Genomic DNA, 11,777 nt, shown 5'->3' on the forward strand with positions numbered 1-11,777 from the left:
ATTGCAACACGCCTGAAGAGTGGCGGGGAGTGGCGGCATGAAATGGCAAATAGGCAGCCAGAAGTGGCGCTTGCGAATTGGCGAGGATGAATTGCAGCACTTGCGTAGCGGTCGACCCCTGGCGAGTACGACGGTGTTGCCGGGAGGCGGTACGTTTCGCTTCCAGCTGGAACTTGCTCCTACGCCAGAAGTGGGCGTGGACAGGGAGGGCGATGCCTGGAAATTCACGCTACCTGCGGCATCCGTGGAGGCCTACGTGCAGCGCCTGCCGTGTCGAGAGGGTCTGGATTTCACCCTGCCGGTGGCAGCCGGCGTGGTACTGCAGCTGATCTTCGAGGTGGATATCCGCGACAGCGTACGGCAGCGTGGCGTAGAGGCCCGTCGACACTGAGCGTGCATGTCATCTGGCGGTATGCACGTCCAGACCCGTTTCGAAAGCCGAGCCGCTGCGGCACGAGGACGCACCCGCACTTCACCATATTCCCTGTTGCGAAGCGAGCGTCGACGGATGCCCACGGCTCAAATGCAGTTGTGGCAACGGTTTTGGGGAGTTCGATGTCACGGCAATGTGGAAGTCGTGAAATCTGGACCGAATTGGTCGTGATTTGCACGATTGACCGCGGTCAATAGCCGGAGTGGATGACTCGCCTAGGCTGCGCTGGCTGGAGTAGTGGCCACGCCGGGAATGTGCTTCACCGTTCCCGGCTGGAGAACATCCATTCGACAGGATCGAGCCGTGAACATGTCCGTCGCTTCATCCCGCCCAGGCGCGGGTACCGTCATCAAGGAATGGCATCCCGAGGATGCCGCATTCTGGGCGACCTCGGGCAACCGTGTCGCCAATCGCAACCTTGCCATCTCCATCCCGGCGCTGCTGCTGGCGTTCGCGATCTGGATGCTTTTCTCCGCCGTGGCGGTATGCCTGCCGATAGTGGGTTTCACCTTCACCACCGATCAGCTGTTCTGGCTGACCGCGCTGCCGTCGCTGGCCGGCGCAACGTTGCGCATCTTCTACTCGTTCGTGGTGCCACTGTTCGGCGGCCGTCGTTGGACCGCCCTGGCCACTGCCTCGCTGCTGATACCCACCGTCTGGCTGGGTGTCGCGGTACAGGACACGGCGACACCGTATTGGCACTTCGTCGCCATTGCGATTCTGTGTGGCTTCGGCGGCGGCAACTTCGCCTCATCGATGTCGAACATCTCGTTCTTCTACCCGAAGGCGAAGCAGGGATATGCGCTGGGCATGAACGCGGGCCTGGGCAATCTGGGCGTTTCGGCAGCGCAATTCGTGATCCCGCTGGTGATTGCCTTCACCGTGTTCGGCCCGCTGGCCGGCGTGGGGCAACCATCGGCCGATGGCCGCGTGCTGTTCCTGCAGAACGCGGGCTTCATCTGGATTCCGTTCATCCTGCTGTGCACGTTCGCCGCGTGGTTCGGCATGAACGACCTGGCCGCGATGCGTTCGTCGTTCGCCGAACAGGCGCTGATCTTCAAGCGCAAGCACAACTGGCTGATGTGCTGGCTGTACATCGGCACGTTCGGCTCCTTCATCGGCTTTTCCGCCGGCTTCCCGATGCTGATCAAGACCCAGTTTCCGGACGTCAACCCGATGGCCTATGCGTTCATGGGGCCGCTGGTGGGCGCGCTGATGCGTTCGGTCGGCGGCTGGCTGGCCGACAAGGTGGGCGGCGCCAAGCTGACCTTCTGGGTGTTCGCCTTGATGGTGGCCGGCGTGTTCGGCGTATTGCACTTCCTGCCGAGCCATGGCGCGGGCGGCAACTTCCACGGTTTCCTGGCCTGCTTCATGGCCTTGTTCGTGCTGACCGGCATCGGCAATGCCTCCACCTTCCGCATGATCCCGGTGATCTTCCGCACCATGCGCGAACGCGAAGCGGCCCATGCCGACGCCGCCGGCAAGGCCGCGGCAATGCGCCAGGCCGGGATCGAATCGGCGGCGGTGATCGGCTTCAGCTCCGCGATCGGCGCCTACGGCGGCTTCTTCATTCCCAAGAGCTACGGCTCTTCCATTGCGCTGACCGGCGGCCCCGAGATGGCGCTGTACGGATTCATCGTCTTCTACGTCAGCTGCCTGGCCGTGACCTGGTGGTGGTACGCCCGTCGCGGCGCCGAAGTGCCGTGCTGAGCGTGGCGATGGGACAACCTGCCCGACACGACGATGCCATTGACTGCCAAGAGGGTTTTTCATGAGTTACTTCCTTGACCGGTTGCAGTTCTTCAAGCGCAGTACGGAGACGTTCTCGGACGGCCACGGCACCACCCGCACGGAGGACCGCAGCTGGGAAAATGGCTATCGCTCGCGTTGGCAGTACGACAAGATCGTGCGCTCCACCCACGGCGTGAACTGCACCGGTTCGTGCAGTTGGAAGATCTACGTCAAGAACGGCCTGGTGACGTGGGAAACCCAGCAGACCGACTACCCGCGCACGCGGCCGGACCTGCCCAACCACGAGCCGCGCGGCTGCCCGCGCGGCGCCAGCTACTCGTGGTACCTGTACAGCGCGAACCGGCTGAAGTACCCGCTGGTGCGCGGCGCCCTGCTGCGCCTGTGGCGGGAGGCGCGCAAGACGATGAGCCCGGTCGAGGCATGGGCAAGCATCGTCGGCGACCCGGTCAAGGCGAAGTCGTACAAGACCAAGCGCGGCATGGGCGGTTTCGTGCGCGTGCGCTGGGACGAGGCCAACGAGATCATTGCCGCCTCCAACCTGTACACCGTGAAGAAACATGGTCCGGATCGCGTGGTCGGTTTCTCGCCGATCCCGGCGATGTCGATGATCTCCTACGCTTCCGGCGCGCGTTATCTCTCGCTGCTGGGCGGCGCCTGCCTGTCGTTCTACGACTGGTACTGCGACCTGCCGCCGGCATCGCCGCAGGTGTGGGGCGAGCAGACCGACGTGCCCGAATCGGCCGACTGGTACAACAGCCGCTACATCATCGCGTGGGGCTCCAACGTGCCGCAGACGCGCACGCCCGACGCGCACTTCTTCACCGAGGCCCGCTACAACGGCACCAAGACGGTGGCGATCACGCCCGACTATGCCGAGGTCGCCAAGCTGACCGACCACTGGCTGCATCCCAAGCAGGGCACCGACGCCGCGCTGGCGTTCGCGTTCGGCCATGTGATCATGAAGGAATTCCACGTCGAGCGGACCGTCGACTACTTCACCGACTATTGCCGCCAATACACCGACATGCCGCTGCTGGTGCAACTGGAGCGACGGGCCGACGGCCGGCTGGTGCCGGGCCGCTTCCTGCGCGCCAGCGACCTCGGCGGGCTGGGAGAGACCAACAACCCCGAATGGAAGACGTTGGCCTGGGACGAGCGCACCGGGCAGGTCACCGTGCCGAACGGCTCGATCGGCTTTCGCTGGGGTGAGCAGGGCAAATGGAACATCGAGGAAAAGGACAGCACCGGGCTGCCGACGCGCTTGCGCTTGAGCCTGGCCGATTTCAACGAGGGCATCGAGGCGGTGAGCTTCCCGTACTTCGGCGGCATCGAGCGTGATCGCTGGACCGCCTCCAAGTTCGACGACATTCTCGAACGCAACATTCCCGTGCGCCGCCTGCAACTGGCCGACGGCAGGCAATGGGAAGTCGCGACCGTATACGACCTGCTGCTGGCGCAGTACGGCGTGGATCGTGGCTTCGGCGGCGGCAACGTCGCCGCCAGCTTCGACGACGACCTGCCGGGTACCCCGGCATGGCAGGAAAAGATCACCGGCGTGCCGCGCGCCGAGGTGATCGAGATCGCCCGTGAATTCGCCAGCACGGCGGCCAAGACCCGCGGCCGCAGCATGATCATCGTCGGCGCCGGCATGAACCACTGGTTCCACAACGACATGAATTACCGCGGCCTGATCAACATGCTGATCATGTGCGGTTGCATCGGCCAGACCGGCGGCGGCTGGGCGCATTACGTGGGCCAGGAGAAACTGCGCCCGCAGACCGGCTGGCAGCCGCTGGCGTTCGGACTGGACTGGAGCCGCCCGCCGCGGCAGATGAACGGCACCTCGTTCTTCTACTTCATGTCCGACCAGTGGCGCTACGAGAAGCTGGAGATGAAGGAGATCCTGTCGCCACTGGCCGATCCGGCCAAGTACACCGGCAGCCAGGCCGACTTCAACCTGCAGGCCATCCGCATGGGCTGGCTGCCCAGTGCGCCGCAGCTCGACCGCAATCCGCTGGAGATCGCGCACGCGGCCGAACGGGCAGGGCAGAAACCGGCGGAATACGTGGTCGAGCAGCTGAAGCAGGGCACGCTGGATTTCGCCTATGCCGACCCCGACGTACCGCAGAACTTCCCGCGGGTCATGTTCATCTGGCGCTCGAACCTGCTCGGCTCCTCCGGCAAGGGCCATGAATACATGCTGCGGCACCTGCTGGGCACGCGCCATGGCGTGCAGGGCAAGGATCTGGGCGAGCGTGGCGCGGTCAAGCCGGAAGAGGTGCAGTGGCACGACGAGATCCCCGAGGGCAAGCTCGACCTGCTGGTGACGCTGGACTTCCGCATGTGCACCACGGCGCTGTACTCCGACATCGTGTTGCCGACGGCGACCTGGTACGAGAAAAACGACCTCAACACCTCGGACATGCATCCGTTCATCCACCCGCTGTCCAAGGCGGTGGATCCGGCATGGGAGTCGCGCAGCGACTGGGACATATTCAAGGAAGTGGCGCGGACGGTGAGCGCGATGGCGCCAGGCGTGCTCGGCGTGGAGCAGGACGTGGTGCTCACCCCGATCCTGCATGACACGCCGAACGAACTGGCCATGCCCTTCGGCGTACAGGACTGGAAGAAAGGCGAGTGCGAGCCGATTCCGGGCAAGACGATGCCGTCGATCGCGGTGGTCGAGCGCGATTACCCGAACCTGTACAAGAAGTTCACCTCGCTCGGGCCGTTGCTCGACAAGTTCGGCAATGGCGGCAAGGGCATGAACTGGGATACCCGCGACGAGGTCGACTTCCTCAGCCAGCTCAACCACACGGTGACCGAGGAAGGGATCAGCCACGGGCGGCCGCGGATCGACAGCGCGATCGACGCCTGCGAAGTGGTGCTGCACCTGGCACCGGAGACCAATGGCCACGTGGCGGTCAAGGCGTGGGAGTCGCTGGGCACATTCACCGGCCGTGAGCACACCCACCTCGCCGTCGGCAAGGAACACGAAGCGATCCGCTTTCGCGACATCCAGGCGCAGCCGCGCAAGATCATCTCCTCGCCGATCTGGTCGGGGCTGGAAGACGAGCACGTCAGCTACAACGCCTGCTACACCAACGTCCACGAATTGATCCCGTGGCGCACGCTCACCGGTCGCCAGCAGTTCTACCAGGATCACGAATGGATGATCGCGTTCGGCGAGGGCTTCATGAGCTACCGCCCGCCGGTGGATACCAAGACGGTCGAGCCGCTGCACAACAAGCGCAGCAACGGCAACCGCGAGATCCTGCTGAACTGGATCACGCCGCACCAGAAGTGGGGCATCCACAGCACCTACAGCGACAACCTGCTGATGCAGACGCTGTCGCGCGGCGGACCGATCGTGTGGCTCAGCGAGGATGACGCCCGCGAGGCGGGCATCGAGGACAACGACTGGATCGAGCTGTTCAACGTCAACGGCGCGATTGCCGCGCGTGCCGTGGTCAGCCAGCGGGTGATGCCGGGCATGGCGATGATGTACCACGCCCAGGAACGCATCATCAACGTGCCCGGCTCCGAAATCACCGGCACCCGCGGCGGGATCCACAACTCGGTCACCCGCGTGGTGCTCAAGCCGACCCACATGATCGGTGGCTACGCGCAACTGGCCTACGGCTTCAACTACTACGGCACCTGCGGCACCAACCGGGACGAGTTCGTGATCGTACGCAAGATGGGCAAGGTCGACTGGCTGGATGGCGAGGCCGTGCCGGCCATCGCTAAGGAGGTGGTGTGATGAAAGTCCGTGCCCAGATCGCCATGGTGCTCAACCTGGACAAGTGCATCGGTTGCCACACCTGCTCGATCACCTGCAAGAACGTGTGGACGTCGCGCGAGGGCGTCGAGTACGCCTGGTTCAACAACGTCGAGACCAAGCCCGGCATCGGCTATCCGAAGGAGTGGGAGAACCAGGACAAGTGGAACGGCGGCTGGGTGCGTACCCGCGCCGGCAAGCTGGTGCCGCGCGCCGGCGGGCGCTGGCGGCTGCTGTCGAAGATCTTCGCCAATCCCGACCTGCCGCAGATCGACGACTACTACGAACCGTTCGATTTCGATTACCAACATCTGCACGAGGCGCCCGAATGCCAGCATCAACCCACGGCGCGCCCGCGCTCGCTGATTACCGGCCAGCGCATGCAGAAGATCGAATGGGGCCCGAACTGGGAGGAAATCCTCGGCACCGAGTTCGCCAAGCGCGCCAAGGACCGCAATTTCGATGCGATCCAGAAGGAGATCTACGGCGCGTTCGAAAAGACTTTCATGATGTACCTGCCGCGCCTGTGCGAGCACTGCCTCAATCCGGCCTGCGTATCGGCGTGTCCGTCGGGCGCGATCTACAAGCGCGAGGAGGACGGCATCGTGCTGATCGACCAGGACAAGTGCCGCGGCTGGCGCATGTGCGTGTCAGCCTGTCCGTACAAGAAGATCTACTACAACTGGAAGAGCGGCAAGTCGGAGAAATGCATCTTCTGCTACCCGCGCATCGAGATGGGCGAGCCGACCGTGTGCGCGGAAACCTGCGTGGGCCGCATCCGCTATCTCGGCGTGATGCTGTACGACGCCGACCGCATCCAGGAAGCGGCGTCGGTACCGGCGGAGAAGGACCTGTACCAGGCGCACCTGGACATCTTCCTCGACCCGTTCGATCCGCAGGTGATCGAGGCTGCGCGCAAGGAGGGCATTACCGACAGCTGGCTGGAGGCGGCCAAGGCCTCGCCGGTGTACAAGATGGCGATCGACTGGAGGCTGGCGCTGCCGTTGCATCCGGAATACCGCACGCTGCCCATGGTGTGGTACGTGCCGCCACTGTCGCCGATCCAGTCCGCCGCCGAGCGCGGCCGCGTGGGCATGAACGGCGAGCTGCCGGATGTGGCCTCGCTGCGCATCCCGGTGCGCTACCTGGCCAACATGCTCACCGCTGGCGACGAGGCCCCCGTGGTGCGCGCGCTCGAACGGATGATGGCGATGCGCGCCTGGCGTCGCGCGCGCAACGTCGACGGCGTCGAGGACCTGGCCGTGCTCAGGCAGGCCGGCCTCAGCGTGGCCCAGGCCGAGGAGATGTACCGGTATCTCGCGATCGCCAACTACGAGGATCGCTTCGTCATCCCCACGGCCCATCGGGAGTATGCGGACGACGCCTTCGGCGAGCGTGGCGGTTGCGGCTTCACGTTCGGCAACGGCTGCAGCGGCGACAGCCCGGCCGATCTGTTCGGCCAGCGCAAGACCACCACCTACGCGGTGCACCCGAACCGCCAGGAAAAACACGAGGTGACCCCATGAGCCTGCTGAAACTGGTCGGCGTGCTGCTGGATTATCCGCAAGACGAGCTGTGGCAGCACCGCGTCGAACTGCTTGAAGCCGCCGCCGATCCGGCGCTGTCGAGCGAATGTCGGGCCGCTCTGATCGCGTTCGTGCAGGGCCTGCTTGATACCGATCCGCTCACCGCCCAGGACAGCTGGCTGCAGACCTTCGACCGCGGTCGCTCGATGAGCCTGTTGCTGTTCGAGCATATCCATGGCGAGTCGCGTGACCGTGGCCAGGCGATGGTCGATCTGATCGAGGCCTACCGCAAGCAGGGCTTCGAGTTGGCGGCGAAGGAATTGCCCGACTACCTGCCGCTGTTGCTCGAGTTCCTGTCCCAGTGCCCGCACGACGAGGTACACGACTGGCTCGGCCACGTCAGCCACATCGTCGGCATGCTCGCCGCGCGCGCCGGCGAGCGGAACAGCCCCTATCGGGTGTTGTTCGAGCTGCTGCTGGAGCTGGCCGATGGCAAGGTCGATCTGGAGGCATTGCGCCGCCGCGCCAGCGAGGAACCGCGCGACGACACTCCCGACGTGATGGACCGGTTGTGGGAGGAGGAGATGGTCCGCTTCGGCGCCGAGGCGCCCGACGTGAATTGCGCGCCGGCGACTCGCCGGCCTACCCCTTCCGCCGCTACTTCGCAGGTGCAGCCATGAACTATCTGGACCAATTCGCCTTCCAGCTGTATCCGTACATCGCGGTGGCGGTGTTCCTCATCGGCAGCTGGGCGCGCTTCGACCGGGCCATGTACACCTGGCGCACCGGTTCCAGCCAGCTGCTTTCCAGCCGCGGCATGCGCGTCGGCAGCAACCTGTTCCATATCGGCATCCTGGTGGTGCTGGGCGGCCACCTGGTCGGCCTGCTGACGCCGCATGCGGTCTACGAGGCCTTCATCACCGCGCCGCAAAAACAGTTGCTGGCGATGGTGGTGGGTGGCGTGTTCGGCCTGATGTGCCTGGTCGGCATCGGCATCCTGCTGGTGCGCCGGCTGACCAATCCGCGCGTGCGCGCCACCGGCACACTCGGCGACACGCTGATCCTGGTCGCGCTGTTCCTGCAACTGCTGCTAGGCCTGTACACCATCGTGATTTCCACCCACCACATGGACGGCAGCGTGATGATCGCGCTGGCCGAGTGGGCGCAGCACATCGTGACCTTCCGCTGGGGTGCCGCCAGCTACGTGATGGGCGTGCACTGGGTCTACAAGGCGCACATCTTCCTCGGCATGACGCTGTTCCTGGTGGCGCCGTTCACGCGGCTGGTGCACGTATGGAGCATCCCGGTCAGTTACCTGTGGCGGCCATACCAGGTGGTACGCAAGCGCCAGGCGGCATTGCGCTACGGGCCGAGGGCGTGAACATGACCAGGTCGAATCCCGACGTACGGCGCATCCCGCTGACCATCATCGACTCGGCCAAACCGGTGCTGGAAGAGGCGCATGACCACCGGCACGACGCCAAGGGCGAGGGGCCGCGCACGCTGGGGCAACCCGCCCCGTGCTACCTGTTCGTCGGCGACACGCCGATCAGCGAAACGGCGATTGCGCAGGAGATGCAGCACCACCGCGCGCTCACGCCCGAGCATTCGCGGGCCGGCGCCGCCCGCGCGCTGGTGGTACGCGAATTGTTGCGCCGGGAGGTGCGGCGGCTGGGCCTGGACGGTCAGGTGGCGGCCGACAGTCATGAAACCTTGGAAGAAGCCAGCATCCGCGTGCTGCTGGAACGCGAGATCGAGGATCGCGTGCCCAGCGAGGACGATTGCCGGCGCTATTACCTGCAGAACCGGGAACGCTTCCGCGCGCCCGACCGCATCCGTGTCCGGCATATCCTGCTCGGTGCGGCGGCCGACGATGTCCATGGCCGGATCCGTGCCAGCGCCTCGGGCGAGCGGCTGGTCGGCGAGCTGAAGGCCAACCCGGTGCTGTTCGCCGATTTCGCCATGCGCCATTCCGATTGCCCGTCGAAAGAGCAGGGCGGCGACCTTGGCTGGTTGCAGCGCGGCCAGACCACGCCGGAATTCGACCGCCAGATCTTCCGTTTGCGCGAGGGCCTGGCAGCGTTCCCGGTGGAGTCGCGCTGGGGCTACCACGTGGTCAGCATCGACGCCGTGGCGCCGGGCGAGGCGCTGGAATTCGAAGAGGTGCACGCACAGATATCCGACTACCTGGAACTGCAGGTGCGCCAGCGCGAACTGCAGCATTACCTGCTCTGTCTGCAGGAGCGCTACGAGGTGCGCGGTTTGCAGGAGATCGAAGCACTCGCCCCCGACTGAACGCCTTTCCCCTTTCGCGCCTTGCGAGAACGATGGCCACCGACGCGTGGCGGTGCCTTGGCGCCCCTCCCCTCAACGGAATCAGCATCATGCAGGAACCGAATACCATTTCGCCCGCTCGCCAGCAGCGGGCCATGTGGCTGAGCACCATCGCCTTCACCGTCTGTTTTGCGGTGTGGACGATCTTTTCCATCATCGGCATCCAGATCAAGCAGCAGCTGGGACTCAACGAAACCCAGTTCGGCCTGCTGATTGCCACGCCCATCCTGACCGGCTCGCTGATCCGCCTGTTTCTCGGTATCTGGGCGGACCAATACGGTGGTCGCCGCGTGCTCGCCGCGGTGATGCTCTGCGCCGCCGCCGCCACCTGGATGCTTACCTATGCGCATACCTATGCTCAGTTCCTCGTTGCCGCGCTGTTCGTCGGTATCGCCGGCGGCTCGTTCTCGGTAGGCGTCGCGTATGTGTCCAAGTGGTTTCCGGCCAGCCGGCAAGGCACGGCGCTGGGCGTATTCGGTGCGGGCAACGTCGGGTCCGCGGTGACCAAGCTGCTCGCGCCGATCGTCATGGTCGCTGCCGGCTGGGCGATGGTCGGTCGTGTATGGGCGGTCGGCCTGGCGGTGGCGGCGATGCTGTTCTACCTGCTCAGTGAGGAGGATCCCTCGCTGGCGGAGCGGCGCAAGTCCGGGATCAAGCCGATGTCGTTCCGCGAGCAGATGAAGCCGCTGCGCAACCTGCAGGTGTGGCGGTTTGCCCTCTATTATTTCTTCGTGTTTGGCGGGTTCGTGGCGCTTGCCTTGTGGCTGCCGCATTTTCTTACCGGCGTCTACAAGCTGGACGTGAAGACGGCGGGCATCCTGGCAGCCTGCTATTCGATCCCGGCGAGCCTGTTCCGTATCGTCGGTGGCGTGCTGTCCGATCGCATTGGTGCACGCCGGGTGATGTACTGGACGTTTGGCGTCTCCGCCGTCTGCACTTTCCTGCTGGCCTATCCGGATACGCAATACGTGGTGAAAGGCATCGAGGGCGACATCATCCTGCATCTGGCGATCGGTGTGGTGCCATTCACGGTGCTGATGTTCGTGCTGGGCTTTTTCATGTCGCTGGGCAAGGCCGCCGTGTACAAGCACATCCCGGTCTATTACCCGAACCACGTTGGTTCGGTGGGCGGCGTGGTCGGCATGATCGGCGGGCTGGGCGGCTTCATCCTGCCGATCACCTTCGGTGCGTTGAACGACTTGATGGGGGTGTGGACCAGCTGCTTCATGTTGCTGTTCCTGCTGGTGTCCGTCTCGCTCGCGTGGATGCACTTCGCGATTCGCCGGATGGAACGCCGCCACTTCCCGCAGATCGGCAGCGAGACGGACTTGCCGGAGATCATGGTGGCCACGCAGACCTCCCCGCGACAAGCTTGATCAGGCGATGCAGCAGGCCGACGAATGTTCCGGCCCATGCCACCAGCGCGATGCCGAAAAACAGATTCGGTAGCAAGCCGAGGAAGCCGAAGCCCATGGCGTTGGCCATCTCGAACGTGCTGGTGGCATACATGCCCAGCGGGAACACCGCGCCCCAGTAGAGCGGGTCATAGCGCAACGGGAAGCGCTTGTATATGTAGCGCCAGACGCCAAGCACGACCAGCATGGGAATCCACCAGGTGCCGGTGGCCCAATAGAAAATCGTGAAGCCCTTGATGAAAGGGCGCAGCGAAAGCAGGAAGGGCGCGTCCACCGCGTTGATGCTGAGCAGCGAACCGGCCAGGGTGGAGATGGCCATCGCGCCCATGTTGATCCAGTACGGCGGCGACAGGTCGCTGGGATGGAACGGGAAGAAGGTGTAGCGGTAGAAGATCAGCGACATCATCCAGATGTAGAGCATGCCGCCCCACAGCCACATCGACAGCGCGAAGAAATTCAGCTCCAGCTTGAACGGTTGATCCGCATGCGCGGCCAGCAATGCACTGAGCACGGCAATCGACTGGGTCGCCACCACC

The 11,777-nt window shown here is 64.5% G+C and carries 9 protein-coding genes; 8 read left to right on the forward strand and 1 reads right to left on the reverse strand.

Features of this window, described 5'->3' with window-relative positions:
• The first annotated feature begins 37 nt into the window (after positions 1 to 37).
• From RHOFW104R8_RS11655 to RHOFW104R8_RS11690, 8 genes are all read left to right on the forward strand, one after another.
• Complete coding sequence (locus RHOFW104R8_RS11655) at positions 38 to 391, forward strand: hypothetical protein (RefSeq protein ID WP_068091859.1); 354 nt, start codon at positions 38 to 40, stop codon at positions 389 to 391.
• Positions 392 to 742: 351 nt separating this feature from the next.
• A complete protein-coding gene (locus RHOFW104R8_RS11660) occupies positions 743 to 2,143 on the forward strand; it encodes a NarK family nitrate/nitrite MFS transporter (protein ID WP_068091856.1) in 1,401 nt (466 codons plus the stop codon).
• A 61-nt stretch (positions 2,144 to 2,204) separates the two neighbouring features.
• Complete coding sequence (locus RHOFW104R8_RS11665; RefSeq protein ID WP_068091853.1) at positions 2,205 to 5,948, forward strand: nitrate reductase subunit alpha; 3,744 nt, start codon at positions 2,205 to 2,207, stop codon at positions 5,946 to 5,948.
• A complete protein-coding gene (gene narH, locus RHOFW104R8_RS11670; RefSeq protein WP_068091848.1) occupies positions 5,948 to 7,492 on the forward strand; it encodes a nitrate reductase subunit beta in 1,545 nt (514 codons plus the stop codon). Before RHOFW104R8_RS11665 ends, narH begins: the two co-directional genes overlap by 1 nt.
• Entirely contained in the window at positions 7,489 to 8,172 is a 684-nt protein-coding gene (gene narJ / locus RHOFW104R8_RS11675) for a nitrate reductase molybdenum cofactor assembly chaperone (protein ID WP_068091845.1), read from the forward strand. Before narH ends, narJ begins: the two co-directional genes overlap by 4 nt.
• Positions 8,169 to 8,873 (forward strand): respiratory nitrate reductase subunit gamma, encoded by a 705-nt coding sequence (gene narI, locus RHOFW104R8_RS11680; RefSeq protein WP_068091843.1) that lies wholly within the window; start codon positions 8,169 to 8,171, stop codon positions 8,871 to 8,873. Before narJ ends, narI begins: the two co-directional genes overlap by 4 nt.
• 2 nt (positions 8,874 to 8,875) lie before the next feature.
• A complete protein-coding gene (locus tag RHOFW104R8_RS11685; RefSeq protein WP_068091841.1) occupies positions 8,876 to 9,787 on the forward strand; it encodes a peptidylprolyl isomerase in 912 nt (303 codons plus the stop codon).
• 89 nt (positions 9,788 to 9,876) lie between these two features.
• Positions 9,877 to 11,202, forward strand: a complete 1,326-nt coding sequence (locus RHOFW104R8_RS11690; protein ID WP_068091839.1) for a nitrate/nitrite transporter — start codon at positions 9,877 to 9,879, stop codon at positions 11,200 to 11,202.
• On the opposite strand, the gene RHOFW104R8_RS11695 is transcribed toward RHOFW104R8_RS11690, so the two are convergent.
• On the reverse strand, positions 11,165 to 11,777 hold a 613-nt coding region (locus RHOFW104R8_RS11695), incomplete at its 5' end, for a tellurite resistance/C4-dicarboxylate transporter family protein (protein WP_201030310.1). The genes RHOFW104R8_RS11690 and RHOFW104R8_RS11695 overlap by 38 nt on opposite strands.

Source organism: Rhodanobacter sp. FW104-R8 (assembly GCF_001617365.1).
In the GTDB taxonomy this organism is placed as follows: domain Bacteria; phylum Pseudomonadota; class Gammaproteobacteria; order Xanthomonadales; family Rhodanobacteraceae; genus Rhodanobacter.